The sequence below is a fragment of the Acinetobacter harbinensis genome (assembly GCF_000816495.1).
In the GTDB taxonomy this organism is placed as follows: Bacteria; Pseudomonadota; Gammaproteobacteria; order Pseudomonadales; family Moraxellaceae; genus Acinetobacter; species Acinetobacter harbinensis.
This window is the reverse complement of the sequence record NZ_JXBK01000001.1, coordinates 343,140-357,288: the sequence shown is the minus strand read 5'-3', so window position 1 is coordinate 357,288 and position 14,149 is coordinate 343,140. Positions and strand designations below refer to the sequence as shown.

The 14,149-nt window shown below is 43.5% G+C and carries 15 protein-coding genes and 1 pseudogene; 10 read left to right on the top strand and 6 right to left on the bottom strand.

The genetic code is table 11. From position 1 onward, the window contains the following. Positions 1–172, bottom strand: a pseudogene (locus tag SE27_RS14330) (carboxylating nicotinate-nucleotide diphosphorylase); the annotation flags it as partial. A 173-nt stretch (positions 173–345) separates the two neighbouring features. Here SE27_RS14330 and ampD point away from each other — a divergent pair. Beyond that, positions 346–921 (top strand): 1,6-anhydro-N-acetylmuramyl-L-alanine amidase AmpD, encoded by a 576-nt coding sequence (ampD, locus tag SE27_RS01780; protein ID WP_039620320.1) that lies wholly within the window; start codon positions 346–348, stop codon positions 919–921. A gap of 72 nt (positions 922–993) precedes the next feature. Next, entirely contained in the window at positions 994–2,544 is a 1,551-nt protein-coding gene (gene murJ / locus SE27_RS01775) for a murein biosynthesis integral membrane protein MurJ (protein ID WP_171160645.1), read from the top strand. A gap of 178 nt (positions 2,545–2,722) precedes the next feature. Here murJ and SE27_RS13575 read toward each other — a convergent pair whose 3' ends face one another. Then, positions 2,723–2,881 (bottom strand): DUF1328 domain-containing protein, encoded by a 159-nt coding sequence (locus tag SE27_RS13575; protein WP_039620316.1) that lies wholly within the window; start codon positions 2,879–2,881, stop codon positions 2,723–2,725. Between the two features lie 191 nt (positions 2,882–3,072). On the opposite strand from SE27_RS13575, the gene SE27_RS01765 reads away from it, so the two are divergent. Continuing rightward, entirely contained in the window at positions 3,073–3,525 is a 453-nt protein-coding gene (locus tag SE27_RS01765) for a YcgN family cysteine cluster protein (protein WP_039620314.1), read from the top strand. Positions 3,526–3,719: 194 nt separating this feature from the next. Then, the gene (locus tag SE27_RS01760; RefSeq protein WP_039620312.1) at positions 3,720–4,985 is read left to right on the top strand and encodes a replication-associated recombination protein A; all 1,266 of its coding nucleotides are present in this window, start codon (positions 3,720–3,722) and stop codon (positions 4,983–4,985) included. Between the two features lie 110 nt (positions 4,986–5,095). Here the strand turns inward: SE27_RS01760 and purC are convergent, their stop codons facing one another. From purC to dapA, 3 genes are read right to left on the bottom strand one after another with little or no spacing between them, the layout of a single operon-like run. After that, positions 5,096–5,815 carry a phosphoribosylaminoimidazolesuccinocarboxamide synthase gene (gene purC, locus SE27_RS01755; protein ID WP_039620310.1) on the bottom strand — a complete coding sequence of 240 codons (720 nt, stop codon included), beginning with the start codon at positions 5,813–5,815 and terminating at the stop codon, positions 5,096–5,098. A gap of 36 nt (positions 5,816–5,851) precedes the next feature. Next, on the bottom strand, positions 5,852–6,457 hold the full coding sequence (locus SE27_RS01750; protein ID WP_039620308.1) for a hypothetical protein: 606 nt from the start codon (positions 6,455–6,457) through the stop codon (positions 5,852–5,854). A gap of 13 nt (positions 6,458–6,470) precedes the next feature. Beyond that, the gene (dapA, locus tag SE27_RS01745; RefSeq protein WP_039620306.1) at positions 6,471–7,370 is read right to left on the bottom strand and encodes a 4-hydroxy-tetrahydrodipicolinate synthase; all 900 of its coding nucleotides are present in this window, start codon (positions 7,368–7,370) and stop codon (positions 6,471–6,473) included. Between the two features lie 504 nt (positions 7,371–7,874). Here dapA and pncA point away from each other — a divergent pair. Then, positions 7,875–8,510, top strand: coding sequence for a bifunctional nicotinamidase/pyrazinamidase (gene pncA / locus SE27_RS01740; RefSeq protein WP_039620303.1), 636 nt, complete (start codon positions 7,875–7,877; stop codon positions 8,508–8,510). Positions 8,511–8,610: 100 nt separating this feature from the next. Then, positions 8,611–9,585: a bile acid:sodium symporter family protein gene (locus SE27_RS01735; protein ID WP_039620302.1), complete on the top strand. Its 975-nt coding sequence runs from the start codon at positions 8,611–8,613 to the stop codon at positions 9,583–9,585. 39 nt (positions 9,586–9,624) lie between these two features. Here the strand turns inward: SE27_RS01735 and SE27_RS01730 are convergent, their stop codons facing one another. Beyond that, entirely contained in the window at positions 9,625–10,872 is a 1,248-nt protein-coding gene (locus SE27_RS01730) for a VHS/ENTH/ANTH domain-containing protein (RefSeq protein WP_039623737.1), read from the bottom strand. A gap of 77 nt (positions 10,873–10,949) precedes the next feature. On the opposite strand from SE27_RS01730, the gene serB reads away from it, so the two are divergent. From serB to SE27_RS01710, 4 genes are all read left to right on the top strand, one after another. Next, positions 10,950–12,170 (top strand): phosphoserine phosphatase SerB, encoded by a 1,221-nt coding sequence (serB, locus tag SE27_RS01725; protein WP_039620299.1) that lies wholly within the window; start codon positions 10,950–10,952, stop codon positions 12,168–12,170. Between the two features lie 412 nt (positions 12,171–12,582). Next, positions 12,583–12,915 (top strand): AciT family ciprofloxacin tolerance protein, encoded by a 333-nt coding sequence (gene aciT, locus SE27_RS01720; RefSeq protein ID WP_039620297.1) that lies wholly within the window; start codon positions 12,583–12,585, stop codon positions 12,913–12,915. Positions 12,916–13,068: 153 nt separating this feature from the next. Then, positions 13,069–13,548 (top strand): SCP2 sterol-binding domain-containing protein, encoded by a 480-nt coding sequence (locus SE27_RS01715; protein WP_039620295.1) that lies wholly within the window; start codon positions 13,069–13,071, stop codon positions 13,546–13,548. Positions 13,549–13,609: 61 nt separating this feature from the next. Continuing rightward, a complete protein-coding gene (locus SE27_RS01710) occupies positions 13,610–14,122 on the top strand; it encodes a hypothetical protein (RefSeq protein WP_039620294.1) in 513 nt (170 codons plus the stop codon). The last annotated feature ends 27 nt before the right edge of the window (positions 14,123–14,149 follow it).

Below are 14,149 nucleotides of genomic sequence, written 5' to 3'. Positions count from 1 at the left end.
CCCACGGCTGACCAGCCAGTACCATCGCTTCACGGCTGATAATACGCGCCGTGGCTTGCTCATGTTCTGGGGTTAATAAAGCCGTCAGATCACCATCGCCAATATCTTCTTGTAATGCGTGCTGAATATTGATTTGAATCGATTGTTCAAGTAACGATTGAGATATGCTCATCAGTATGTCCGTGTGTTTTTTAACCCATTAAAATTGCACGTTATAGTAGCATTGTTCATTTAAAAGAAATATTTTTAGCGCATTTTTATCGCGGTCATTTGAGATTTTAAGCGGAACGTTTTACGATGGCGCTCAAATCATCTGCTTCTGTACCTTCGGTTTAGGATAAGACTATGCAACACGCTGCCACGTTTCAGGTTATCGAGGGTCAGTTAATCGGCGCCAGACAAATCGCTTCACCCAATTATAACGCGCGCCCAGCACACAGCGAAATTGAATTGCTGGTGGTGCATAACATTAGCTTGCCGCCTTCACAATTTGGGGGGGGCTATATTGAACAGTTTTTTCAAAATGAACTGGATTGGTCGCTGCATCCTTATTTTCAAACCATTCAAGGCATGCAAGTGTCGACCCATCTGCTGATTTTACGCAGCGGCGAAGTGCTACAATTTGTCAATTTTAATCAGCGCGCGTGGCACAGCGGACGTTCAACCTATTTGGGCAAAAAAGAATGTAATGATTATTCCATTGGAATTGAGCTTGAAGGCAGTGATGATTTGCCGTTTCAAGAGATCCAATATCAAGTCTTGGCCCACGTGGTGACGGTGTTACAAGCGACTTATCCTAAGCTGCTGCAGCATGTCGCCGGTCATTCTGACATTGCCCGCGGGCGTAAGACCGACCCCGGTCCCTATTTTGATTGGCTTAAAATTCGAAGATTAATCCAGCAATATAAAGCCATTAAATGATCGAATTCTTTATAATTTAACCACGAAACTCCTGTGAAGTTTCTTTACAATAGCGACTTATTTTAAGACTAGGTGGACACGATGGCGCTTTGGCGATCGACCTTTATTGTCAGTGCAATGACCATGTTATCTCGGGTGTTGGGTTTAGTGCGAGATGTGGTGCTACTGAATGTGTTTGGTGCAGGTAAAGACTTCGATACCTTTGTGGTGGCCTTTCGTATCCCTAACTTTTTTCGGCGACTGTTTGCTGAAGGGGCATTTTCCCAAGCCTTTATTCCGGTCCTGACCGAATACAAAAGCACCAAAACCCATGCGGAAGTGCAAATTTTAATTAGTCGTGTGTTTGGCTGTTTGGCCACCTTTATGACCACGCTGACCTTTATTGCCATGATTGCTGCGCCGGCCATCTTGTATGTCTATGCACCGGGCTTTCATAGTGATCCAGAAAAATTTGCTTTGGCCACGGATATGTTTCGCCTGACCATTCCGTATTTACTGTTTATGTCACTCACGGCTTTTGCCAGCAGTATCTTAAACAGTTATGGCTCATTTTCAACACCGGCTTTTGCACCGGTTTTGCTGAATGTGACCATGATTGCGGCTGCATGGTGGTTAACGCCCTATATGGCAGAACCGATTATGGCGCTTGGTTGGGCGGTGGTGGTGGCCGGTATTTTACAATTGGCCATTCAAATTCCTGAACTGTGGCGTAAAAAATTACTCATTCCACCCAAAGTCGATTTTAAACACGAGGGCGTTGATCGCATCATGAAATTGATGCTGCCGGCGCTGTTTGGCGTGTCAGTCACGCAAATCAATTTATTGCTGAACACCATTTGGGCCTCGTTTATGCAAGATGGTTCGGTGTCTTGGTTATATAGTGCCGAGCGCATGACTGAACTGCCCTTGGGCTTAATTGGGGTGGCCATTGGTACGGTAATTTTACCGTCATTGTCTGCGCGCCATGCTGAGCAAGATCAAACTAAATTTCGTGGCATGATTGATTGGGCGGCACGGGTGATTATGTTGGTGGGTATTCCGGCCAGTATTGCTTTATTTATGCTGTCTACGCCAATTATTCAAGCCTTGTTCCAACGCGGTCAGTTTACGGTAGAAGACACGCAAATGACGGCACTGGCACTGCAATGTATGAGTGCTGGAGTGATTTCATTTATGCTGATTAAAGTCTTTGCACCGGGCTTTTATGCGCAGCAAGACACCAAAACACCGGTACGGGTCGGCTTAATGGCGGTAGCAGCCAATGCTATTTTAAACGTGGTCTTTATTGGCTTTTTTAAACTGATTGATTGGCAAGCAGAACATATGGCGTTGGCATTGGCGTCTTCAGGTTCCGCCATGGTCAATGCAGGAATGCTGTATTTCTACTTACATAAACGTAATATTTTCCGCTTTGCCGGACACTGGAAAAAACTTTCTTTACAGTTCGCCATCGCCAATGCGGTGATGATTGCGGTGCTGTGGTATGGCTTGACTTGGTACAATGGCGAAGTGTCGCAGTGGATTCGCATTTCTGAAGTGCTCGGATTATGTGTACTGGGTGTGCTGGCTTATGGATTGGGTTTATTGGCCACAGGCTTTAGACCACGGCATTTAAAACCTTAAGCCAGTAAAAGAGCGCTGCACTGGGTTTTTTTAAGCAATATTGCGATGGAAAAACCCAGTATTGTTCTGAGCGAATTGAATAAGTTTTAGTGAAAGAAAGAGAAATGAAGGCATGAAAAAAGAGCCGAAAGCGGCTCTTTTAACACGGTATATTCAATGGCTTAAATAGCGCAGTGAATTATACTTTCCCTCGTGAAAGGAATCCGACAACGGCTAAGATGACCGCCACCACCAGTAGAATTACTGCAAAATCTTTTGACAATCCTGCGACACCACCAAAACCTAATAAGCTCGCAATGAGTGCAATCACTGCAAAAATAATTGCCCAACGAAACATAAGTTTTCTCCATGAGTTGTTGTTTTCTAAGTGAATTAAGTATAGGGCTTAGAAAATATCAACAGTGTTATGCTTGTGTTTGTTAAATGTTCGCTTTCACAGTATATATATGATTCAAAGTAAAAATCCCAGCTCTGCATTAACAACTTGAACACGTTATACTAGGCCATATTTTTCATATTCAGGCTGTCATGAGCACAGATTTACGTCCCCAATTTTGGAAAAAATATTCTTTAACTGAGCTGAATTCCGCAGAATGGGAAGCATTGTGTGACGGCTGTGGCTTATGTTGTTTAATCAAATTAGAAGATGAAGAACTGCAAGAGATCGCTTACACTAAAGTGGCATGTAAACTTTTAGACTGTCAGACCGCACAGTGTAGTAACTATGCACAGCGCGTGCAGCATGTACCGGACTGTATTCAATTGACACCAGAAAAATTGGCCAATATTCAATGGTTGCCTGCCAGTTGTGCTTATCGTCGTTTAGAGCAAGGTAAAAGTCTGCCGTCTTGGCACTATTTAAATAGTGGTACACGTAGTAGCATCATTCAAGCCAAGAAATCGGCTGCTGGTCGCTGTATCTCGGAAGTCGAGGTCGATGAAGAACAAATTGAAGACTATATTGTGCGCTGGATTCGTTAGTTAACACGTTTATTGCATAGATTACGCGGTATCAATCGTGCTGTATAAATTAATATCAGGTTACTGAATACGATCTTATTTTAAATCTATAGCCTGAGCGTTATAGCGGATTTTTTGTAAAAGCCGCGTATTGAAATGTCGATTTTTGATATTCCATAGTAGACTGCATTGAAGCAGGGCAAATAAAGAACACCATGGCAGATACACATATTCCACTTCCTGAACGGCTTCGTCCTCGGGATTTATCTGAAATTATTGGTCAAGATCATCTGTTGGCCGATCAAGCACCGCTGCGGCAAATGATTGATCAAGGGCATTTACCCTCGATTATTTTTTGGGGACCGCCAGGGGTGGGTAAAACCACCATTGCATTACTGTTGGCACAAGCGGTAGATCGACCTTTTGTCAGTCTTTCAGCACTGAATACCGGCGTGAAAGAGTTACGTGAAGTGATTGCCGAGAGCGGAGATTTATTAACCTCGGTGGTGTTTATTGACGAGATTCATCGTTTTAATAAGTCGCAACAAGATGCTTTATTAAATGCGGTAGAAAAAGGCAAGATCACTTTAATTGGCGCGACCACCGAAAATCCGTCTTTTGAGGTGAACAGCGCATTACTGTCGCGTTGTCAGGTCTATAGTTTAAATGCTTTGGATGAGCAGGCGATTCGCACCTTGCTGCATCACGCCATTGAGCAGGATGCATTCTTACAACAGCGTCATCTTCAGATTGAAGAAGATGAGGCCTTGATTCAGTTTGCCGGTGGAGATGCACGTAAAGCGCTGAATTTGCTCGATCTGGTGGCCAGTACCTTTGAGCCTGATCAAGACAATGTTATTACCAATGCGACTGTGGTAAAAGTTGCCCAGCAAAATATTGCCCGTTATGACAAATCCGGTGAGCAACACTATGATTTGGCCTCTGCCTTTATTAAGTCCATTCGTGGCAGTGATCCTGATGCTGCATTGTATTGGATGGCGCGGATGCTCAAAGGCGGTGAAGATCCGGTGTTTATTGCGCGGCGCATGCTGATTGCAGCCTCTGAGGATATTGGCAACTCGAATCCGAATGCATTGTTGCTGGCTGGTGAATGCTTACGTTCTGTGCAAGCCATCGGCATGCCGGAGTGTCGAATTCTTTTGGGACAATGTGCGGTGTATTTGGCCACCAGTGCCAAAAGTAACAGCACCTATTTGGCCATCAATAAAGCCTTGGATTTGGCCGATAAAACTGCGAATTTACCGGTGCCGCTGCATTTACGTAATGCGCCAACCAAACTGATGAAAGAGCAGGGCTATGGCATTGATTATCTTTATCCGCATAATTATGCAGAGCATTTTGTACTGCAAGAGTATTTGCCGCCAGAGCTGAAAGGCACTAAAATTTACGAATCGGCGCGCAATAAACGTGAAGTGGAAGGGGAGCGTTTACAACAGCGACGCTGGCAGAGTGAACCGTAAATCTACTTGTATATAAAGTTGGCCCTAACCTTTGCCTGCTGTGAAATTCTAAATAATGAGCCATAAAAAAACCGAGCAATCAAGCTCGGTTTTTTTATGCAGCAGATCGATTAGATATCAGAAAGATCGATTCCTAAACGTGTCGCCACTTCTTCATATGCTTCAACCACGCCGCCTAGACCTTGACGGAAACGGTCTTTATCGAGTTTTTTCTTGGTGTCTTTATCCCAAAGACGGCAACCGTCTGGAGAGAATTCATCGCCCAAAACAATACGGTCGTGGAACACGCCAAATTCAAGTTTAAAGTCAACCAACAACATATTGGCCTCATCAAACAACGCTTTCAGCACGTCATTGACTTGATAGGTCAACACTTGCATTTGTTTAAGCTGTTCAGCAGTGGCCCAACCCAACGCAATGGCTTGTGATTCATTCACCATTGGATCGCCTAAAGCATCATCTTTAAAGAATAATTCAAAAGTTGATGGGGTAAGTGCTTTGCCTTCTTCAACGCCTAAACGACGGCATAAGCTTCCCGCTGCATAGTTACGAATCACACATTCCACTGGAATCATGCTGAGTTTTTTCACTAAAACTTCAGTCGGAGAAAGTAATTTCTCAAAATGCGTTTCAATACCCGCAGCAGCCAATTTTTCCATGATAAAGGCGTTGAAACGGTTATTCACCTTGCCTTTACGATCCAGTTGTTCGATTTTCTCGCCGTTAAAAGCTGAGGCATCATCACGAAAGACTAAAATAAGGTGATCTGCACTATCTGTTTCATAAACAGATTTCGCTTTACCTGTATAGAGCAAGGTTTGTTTCAACATGGGGGAACCTTTTTCAAAAAAAAATGCCTAGTACGACTAGGCTGGCCAATTTTGGTAAATCTGGTTTAACAGTTCTGCAGCTTTTTCTGGATCTGCAAAGCTATTATCGGCATTGAACACCGCGATATTGTGACTGCTGCCCACAGAGCTAAGTTTGATGACATAAACCTGCTGATCAACCTTAATCGTCACTTCAGGACGATTTTTACTTTGACCGACAACGTTATAATTTAAGCTACTGAGGGTCGCTAAGGTGTACTGCCAAATTGTAGCAGAATTCCCTTCAATCTTAAGCAAAGGATTTTGATTTCCGTCACGTAATAATTGTGGACGACCGACATCACTGCGTTCATCTTGTGCATCAGTTGCTGTATTGGTCTGAATTTTGTCTGGACGTGGGAGCGCAAAACGATTCCCACGCTGATTTTCAAGTTTAGGCGCATGCTCGATGGCCAATGCATCCACCGTCGGTGCTGGATACAAAGGCGTTGCCGCTCGAACCATGGCTGCTTCAGGGTATTTTAACGGTTCAACGGTTGCGGTTTTTTGATAATCCAATGAACCATTTTTAATTGCTATGGAACTACAACCCACCAAACTAACCACTGAAAGTACAAGGGGCAAACCAAAACGTAATTGCATAGTGTTGTGCTCTTTATTTAATGACACCCGAAACGTTGAGTGCTTCACGTAGTGGGGTACGATATTGTTCTGCAAGCGGAGTTAATGGTAGACGAATACCGTTACCAATTAAGCCCATTTCATGAAGTGCCCATTTCACAGGAATTGGGTTGGATTCACAAAATAGAATATTGTGTAAATTTGCAACTTGGTTGTTGAGTGCTTCCGCTTGTTCGGCATGACCTGCCAAGGCAGCTGCACAAATTTGGCTCATTTGTTGCGGGATAATATTGGCGGTCACTGAAATATTGCCGTGCGCACCTAAACAAATTAACTGATAGGCCGTGGCATCATCGCCCGAGTATACCGTCATATTTTTGCCTTGTAGGCCATCAATGAGTTCTTTACCGCGTGGCACATCACCGGTGGCATCTTTAATGCCGACAATTTGTGGAATATCAGCCAAACGAATAATGGTTTCATTGAGCATGTCGACACCGGTACGTCCCGGTACATTATAAAGAATTTGCGGTAAATCGACCGCTTCAGCAATGGCTTTATAATGTTGATATAAACCTTCTTGCGTGGGTTTATTATAATAAGGCGTCACCAACAGGGCTGCATCTGCCCCCAGTTCTTTGGCTTCTTTGGTCAGTTCAATGGCTTCACGGGTAGAGTTTGCACCCGTTCCAGCAATCACCGGAATGCGTTTATTGGCCACACGAATGATTTCTTTAATGACTTGCGTGTGTTCGGCCATGCTTAATGTTGATGCTTCACCTGTGGTACCAACGGCAACAATACTGTTGGTGCCTTGAGCAATATGCCACTCAACCAGCTTTTCTAGACCCTTCCAATCTACGCTGCCATCTTCAAACATTGGGGTGACGATTGCGACAATTGAACCTTGGATGATCTGTGCTTGCTGAGTCATTTTGAAAAAATATCCTATTTGTCCATCCGGTAGAGGTAGAAAAACATAAGTTTGGATGGGTGCGTATTTTGATGTATAGCAAGGTCAATATTATTGAACAAAATTGAATCATGCCTTGGCAAATTATGAACGAACAAACGATGAAGAACAATATGCTTTAGTCAAAGCATCTAAAAACTTTATAAAAAGCAATGAAAAAAATTCACTTAATCTGCCTTGCTGTGGAAATTGCCCCGATCAGCCGCGATGCACTAACAGGATTCATTATAGTTTGGATGGATGCTTAAGCGTGAGATTAGCAATTAACGATAGCATTTTAATGCTATATCGGCTGAAATACACCTCATCGACAGTTGCTCAAATCTAGTGCTCGCCCTATCTTGTTGAATGTTGAGCGTGGGTAAATGTCATGTCAGATTTGTACTGATCAGTGTCAATGCTTTGCTCTGTCCTGTTATATGCTAAAACAAGATTATGCTATGCGCAAAAATGGACAAATACAGTATGCAAAAAAATAGTGCTTTGATTGTGGTCGATGTTCAAAATGGTTTTACCCCCGGCGGTAACTTGGCCGTTGATCATGCCGATGAAATTATTCCGCAGATTAATCAATTGGCGCAGTATTTTGACAATATTGTGCTGACCCAAGATTGGCATCCGGAAAATCATATCTCCTTTGCTCAAAATCATGCTGCTAAACAACCGTATGACAGTATTGAGCTAGAATATGGCACTCAAGTGTTATGGCCGGCACATTGTGTACAAGGCACAGTAGACGCAGAGTTGCATCCAGATTTACACATGCCGAGTGCACAATTGATTATCCGTAAAGGCTTTCATGCGAACATCGACAGTTATTCTGCCTTTATGGAGGCCGATCAAAAAACCTCGACCGGTTTGGCCGGTTATTTAAAACAGCGTGGCATTGATAGCGTGTTTATTGTCGGGATTGCTACCGATTTCTGTGTGGCATGGAGCGCCATCGATGCCTGTAAGTTGGGCTTTAACAGTTATGTCATTGCCGATGCCACCAAGGGCATTGATCTGAATGGCTCCTTACAACAGGCTTGGCAAGAAATGTTGGCGGTGGGCGTAAAACGAATTTTAGTGCAAGACATCGTGTCGCAGGCAGCACTCTAAAGCGCTGATGACTTAAAGCCCATGCTGTTGAAACTGTTGATAAGAGGGCGATGTCCCGATCGCTCGCTTTTTAAAAAATAATCTATACGGAATATCACCCATGTCGAGTTTTTTGCGCTTTAGCCAATGGATCCAAAAGACCTTTGCGCTATGGGTGCTGTTGTTTGCAGCTTTGGCTTTATTGGCACCGGCCGCTTTTGTCTGGCTAAAAGTATATATTCTTTGGATGCTGGGCATCATTATGTTTGGGATGGGCATGACACTGACATTAAACGATTTTAAAGGCGTGGTGCAGCAGCCTAAAGCCGTGGTTGTGGCGGTGGCAGCCCAGTTTATAGTGATGCCGGGGCTGGCCTATGTCTTGTGTCAGTTATTGCAGTTACCTGCTGAAATTGCAGTAGGGGTTATTTTGGTGGGCTGCTGCCCCGGAGGTACAGCCTCTAATGTGATTACCTATATGGCCAAAGGCAATACCGCCTTATCGGTCACCTGTACCGCCGTGGCCACCTTATTGGCGCCTATTTTAACCCCCGCGATATTCTATCTGTTGGCCAGTCAATGGATTGAAATTAACGCACTGGCCATGTTGGGTTCAATTTTACAGGTGGTGCTGTTGCCCATTATTTTGGGGCTGATGGTTCGCGCGATCTTCAAACAAAAAGTACAACTTTATATTCAGGTCATGCCGCTGATCTCAGTCGTGGCCATTGTCGCGATTGTGGCCGCTATTATTGCTGGCAGTAAGGCACAAATTCTCAGCTCCGGCCTGCTGATTTTGGCCGTGGTGGTGCTGCATAATGCGTTGGGCTATCTGCTGGGATTTTGGCTCGGTCAATATTTTAATTTACGCTATGCCGATTGCAAAGCGGTGGCCATTGAAGTGGGGATGCAAAACTCAGGCTTGGGCGTGGCATTGGCTGCGGTGCATTTTGCCGCTTCACCGATGACGGCTGTACCGAGCGCTATTTTTAGTCTTTGGCACAATATCTCAGGTCCTGCTCTGGCCAGTTATTGGGCCAATCAGCATGCTAAAATAACGGCAAAGCAAACTGACTCAGCAGAATTGAAAGATTAAAAAAACCGAGCGCAGAGGCTCGGTTTTTTAATCTTTCACTTAAGAGGCTTTCGATTGTTTGGCCTTTAAGATTTCTGTTCTAAAGCTTTGCGCCAATTCGGCCACTTCACTGTCCATACCATTCATCATAAAGGCATGCCGCGTCAACACATTGGTGGGGTTGGGTAGGCTGACCAATTGATAGCGATCGGAAATTTCTTTGAGTAACAGCTGCGGTAAATGAATCGCACTTTCTTTGGCGGTCAATTGATGCACCAAACGTTCAGCCGCTTGCACCGGCGTTAATTGCATCGCTGCGACGTGGCTAGAAATGGCACTGCGCGTTTGTAACACAAAGCGTTTTTCTGCACGATAACGCTTATATAACACATCCGATAATAACTGGAATACGGTACTGATCATCACCAAACATTGCACCGCATTCGGTGTTTCTGCGGCCATGCTCAGAGTTGCGCCGTGCTCATCAAATTTACGCACTGTTGTTATGTCCGAGCTGTTTAATTTGTAATGTTGAATACACAGTTCGGTGGTTTTATTGAGGAAAATTTGACATAAATTAAAGTAAGGCACTGACACGGTTTTATTGACTGAATCAATCAGTTGTTTAGGGTCATAAAACTGAATATTTAGGGCAACACAATGGTCATCCAATACCACAGGTTTGACCTCTTTCACTTTAGCTTTGACTGTATTTTGTGCTTTGGCAATCGCCACAGCTGCATTGTGTTGTTCTTGTTCCAAGGCTTGAGTTAAGCTCTGAATTTCATGTTTTAAGCGTGATTCATTGTTAATGCGCGCTAAATACTCGGTGCGACTTGGTCGTGCAATGGCGCGATAGGCCGCCCACAACAGCGCATGAATCAGCAGCGACAGTAAAATAGCCAACCACTGGGTGCGTAAAATTTCGCCAATACTGGATTGAATCAAAGTGACTTCAATACTGCCGACTTTCTTTTCATTTTGCACGGCTTCGCGGACAAAGACTTCGCCTTGACGGGTTTTGGTTAAACCACCGGTGGCCAAAACCTGATTGTTGGCATCTAAAATACGAATAGAGGCGACACTCGGGTGAGTGGCATAACGCTCGGCCAATAATGCCAAGGACACCGTGTTGGCTGGTTCCAATTCAGATAGGCTGTCTGTGACCAGTTGCGTGGTCATCAGTTGGCCTTGACTGGCACGATTGGCATTGAGTTGATGCGTCGTCGCCAGAACCAGTAAAAAGGTGTGTAAAGCAAAACTTACAATCAGTAGGCTAGCAAAGAGCCCTTGTCTAGGCGCATTCAACGTAAACTTCCAAGGCATTTATATTCAAATTCGATTATGATTCTTACAATAGTTGTCACGCCAATTCGAGTCAATTCATGCAAGAAATCATTCTTATATCATTTTTAGGACCCGACCAGCCTAATCAATTTACACGATTAATGCAGGTATTGTCCGTACATTCTTTACAAATTTTAGACGTAGGGCAGGCGGTTATCCATAACCAACTCACTTTAGGTATTGTTATTTCTTCAGAGGACCAAACCGCGACCGCTTTGGCCATGAAAGAGATCCTGATTCTAGCACATGATATTGGCTTAACAGTGCGCTTTAAACCAATCTCTACCCTAGAATATGATCAATGGGTCAGTGAAGGCGGTCAGACACGGTATATCGTGACCGCCTTGGCACCTGAATTAACGCCCTCACAATTACAGGCTGTGACGCAAATCGTTTCAAACCAAGGGTTTAATATTGAGACCGTGACGCGCCTGTCTGGACGCCCTGAATTGGGCGAGCAATTCACTGCACCAAAACGTTCTTGTGTACAGTTTGGTTTAAAAGGACAAATGTTAGATGCCATTGCCATGCGTGCGGCATGTTTACGCTTATCCACCGAACTCAATGTCGATGTTGCGGTGCAAGAAGACAACGTCTATCGCCGTAATCGTCGTTTGGTCTGCTTTGATATGGATTCCACGCTCATTGAACAAGAAGTGATTGATGAATTGGCGATCGAAGCGGGTGTGGGCGCACAAGTGGCTGAAATCACTGAACGCGCCATGCTGGGTGAGCTTGATTTTCAGCAAAGTTTCCGTGCACGTGTGGCGCTGCTTAAAGGCTTAGATGCTGCGGTATTGCCTAAAATAGCTGAGCGTTTAACCATCACTGAAGGCGCGGAGCGCTTGATTTCCACCTTAAAAGCCTTGGGTTATAAAACTGCAATTTTATCCGGTGGTTTTCAATATTTTGCAGAATATTTACAAGCAAAATTGGGGATTGATGAAGTACATGCAAATATCTTAGATGTGCAAGATGGCGTGGTTACTGGTGAAGTGAAAGGTCATATCGTAGATGGTGCGCGTAAAGCTTTATTGCTACGTGAATTGGCTGATCATATGGGAATTTCACTCGAACAGAGCATTGCGGTAGGTGATGGTGCCAATGATTTACCGATGCTGTCAATTGCAGGTTTAGGCGTGGCTTTTCGTGCCAAACCATTGGTCCGCCAAAATGCCAATCAAGCGATTTCCAGTGTTGGCTTGGATGGCGTATTGTATCTTTTGGGCGTGCACGATAAATATTTAAGCCGTGCCTAATAGTTGAATTTATTCATAAAAACGTGACCTATAGGGTCACGTTTTTTAGCTCAAAGATGCAGCAGAGTTACTCAATAGCCAAGATCAATTGCTGCTTAAAACAGCATTTGATCAAAGTCAAAAAAATATTTTTTAGCCGGCTAAAAACAGGATTTTTTTTGTAATGACACGCCAAGGCCATGGCCATCTTGCTTGTAGAAAAAGTTAAAAATAAAAACATGTAATGACAAAATACTCTTGCGACAGCGTATGTCGCTTTAGAAAAATACAAGACTTTTTTTATTGAAAAAACGACGCATAATGCAGGTATACAGATTGATATGCGCTTATTCCAGTCCTGAGTACAGGCAGCAGGAATGAGCTTTAGATCACAATAGCGGTTCAAAATTGCTATTTTTAGACGGAGGTTTTTATGCTTACAGCGAATATAGCCAGCTTAATTGGCTTAAGCTTGATAGCAGCTGCGTTGATTGCAGTTTTCTTCTCGCCTTATCGTCGTTTATTCACCTTTATGGGTGCAGGGATGTTGTTTTGGGGTTTAGTTGAAGTGCTTCGCTTGAGTATGCAAGCGTTATTTGAATTGCCCCTTATTTACAGTTATCTCACGGCGTCGATGCTGAGTATGGCACTGATTGCCATGCTGTTGCTGCGTGAAGATCGGCGTGCCGAGCGTGCCTTGCATGAGCGTCGTTGCATTGAGCATACGCCGGTATATGAAGAAGAACAGCAATGTTCGAGTCGCTAATCAATTGAATTTCATCCTTTAAAAAAGATGGCTCACGGGGTCATCTTTTTTTTGCTTTGTTCATCATTGTTATACAAAGCCTTACTTCAAAAAACACAACTTATGGTAGGATAATTCATCAATTTCCCCACAATTACAATAGGCTTAAATGTCATGAAAATTCCTTCGATTCCTGTCGTAAAATTACCGCTGGTCGATGTAAGTACCGATCCGCTTGATTTACTGGTTGCGGGTTTGGCTCTACGGATGAAGCAATTGGCGCGTACCAGTCCAAAATTCGTTGAATTAATTCATGAGCGTCAGTTCCGGATTCAAATTGGTACCGATGAAGGCCTTGCGCGTCAAATTGTGGTTAACAATGGCCATATTGATACGCTGTCTGGCGATGCTGAAAAAGCCGATTTTACCGTGCAATTTGCCAATAGCGAACAAGGGGTCAAAACTTTAATTAAAGGCGATCCGACTGCATTTATGACAGGCATGCAAAATGGCAGCATTAAAATGGAAGGCGATTTTAGTTTATTGATGTGGTTTAACAAAGTGGCTAAATTGATCCCACCTAAACTACCGAAACCGATTAAAGAAAAAGTAAAATCATTACGTTCATTTATTCGTGAAAAAACTGGTAAGTAGCTTTTTGTTGTAATTATGTTTTTTATTGATAATAATGCCCCCACTTTTAGGGGGCTTTATTATGAAAAAATTAATGATAACAAGTTTGATTGCTGCGTCTATTACAATGACTGGATGTGCAAGTATTTTATCTGGTTCAACTCAAACTTTAACGTTTAAATCAGTACCCGATACTGCAAATATTACTATTACCAATAAAGCCGGTGAGAAAGTGCATGCGGGCACCACACCTGTCACAGTAACTTTAAAGCGTGGTAATGGTTATTTTAAACCGGCTGCTTATGAAGTTAGTTTTAAGAAAGAAGGTTATCAGGCTAAATCTGTTCAAGTGACTGGGTCAGTAAATGGTTGGTATGTGGCTAATATTATTTTCGGTGGTTTAATTGGTTTGCTAATTGTGGATCCTGCTACAGGTGCGATGTACAGCTTAAGCCCAAGCGATGTGAATGCTGTATTGGATGCAGGTCAGCCTGTTACTGCTCAGGATAAAAACACTCAATCATTAACTGTGATGTTAGTACAAGATATTCCTGCGCCTATAATGCAGCGTGCTCAACTTATTAGTACTTTATAATAATTACAATCCTGTAAGCTTTAATCC

What these genes read in the sequence shown, in the direction of transcription:
- ampD (WP_039620320.1), top strand. Translation starts at nt 346, where the DNA reads ATGCAACACGCTGCCACGTTTCAGGTTATCGAGGGTCAGTTAATCGGC.
- SE27_RS13575 (WP_039620316.1), bottom strand. Translation starts at nt 2,881, where the DNA reads ATGTTTCGTTGGGCAATTATTTTTGCAGTGATTGCACTCATTGCGAGC.
- SE27_RS01765 (WP_039620314.1), top strand. Translation starts at nt 3,073, where the DNA reads ATGAGCACAGATTTACGTCCCCAATTTTGGAAAAAATATTCTTTAACT.
- SE27_RS01760 (WP_039620312.1), top strand. Translation starts at nt 3,720, where the DNA reads ATGGCAGATACACATATTCCACTTCCTGAACGGCTTCGTCCTCGGGAT.
- purC (WP_039620310.1), bottom strand. Translation starts at nt 5,815, where the DNA reads ATGTTGAAACAAACCTTGCTCTATACAGGTAAAGCGAAATCTGTTTAT.
- SE27_RS01750 (WP_039620308.1), bottom strand. Translation starts at nt 6,457, where the DNA reads ATGCAATTACGTTTTGGTTTGCCCCTTGTACTTTCAGTGGTTAGTTTG.
- dapA (WP_039620306.1), bottom strand. Translation starts at nt 7,370, where the DNA reads ATGACTCAGCAAGCACAGATCATCCAAGGTTCAATTGTCGCAATCGTC.
- pncA (WP_039620303.1), top strand. Translation starts at nt 7,875, where the DNA reads ATGCAAAAAAATAGTGCTTTGATTGTGGTCGATGTTCAAAATGGTTTT.
- SE27_RS01735 (WP_039620302.1), top strand. Translation starts at nt 8,611, where the DNA reads ATGTCGAGTTTTTTGCGCTTTAGCCAATGGATCCAAAAGACCTTTGCG.
- serB (WP_039620299.1), top strand. Translation starts at nt 10,950, where the DNA reads ATGCAAGAAATCATTCTTATATCATTTTTAGGACCCGACCAGCCTAAT.
- aciT (WP_039620297.1), top strand. Translation starts at nt 12,583, where the DNA reads ATGCTTACAGCGAATATAGCCAGCTTAATTGGCTTAAGCTTGATAGCA.
- SE27_RS01715 (WP_039620295.1), top strand. Translation starts at nt 13,069, where the DNA reads ATGAAAATTCCTTCGATTCCTGTCGTAAAATTACCGCTGGTCGATGTA.
- SE27_RS01710 (WP_039620294.1), top strand. Translation starts at nt 13,610, where the DNA reads ATGAAAAAATTAATGATAACAAGTTTGATTGCTGCGTCTATTACAATG.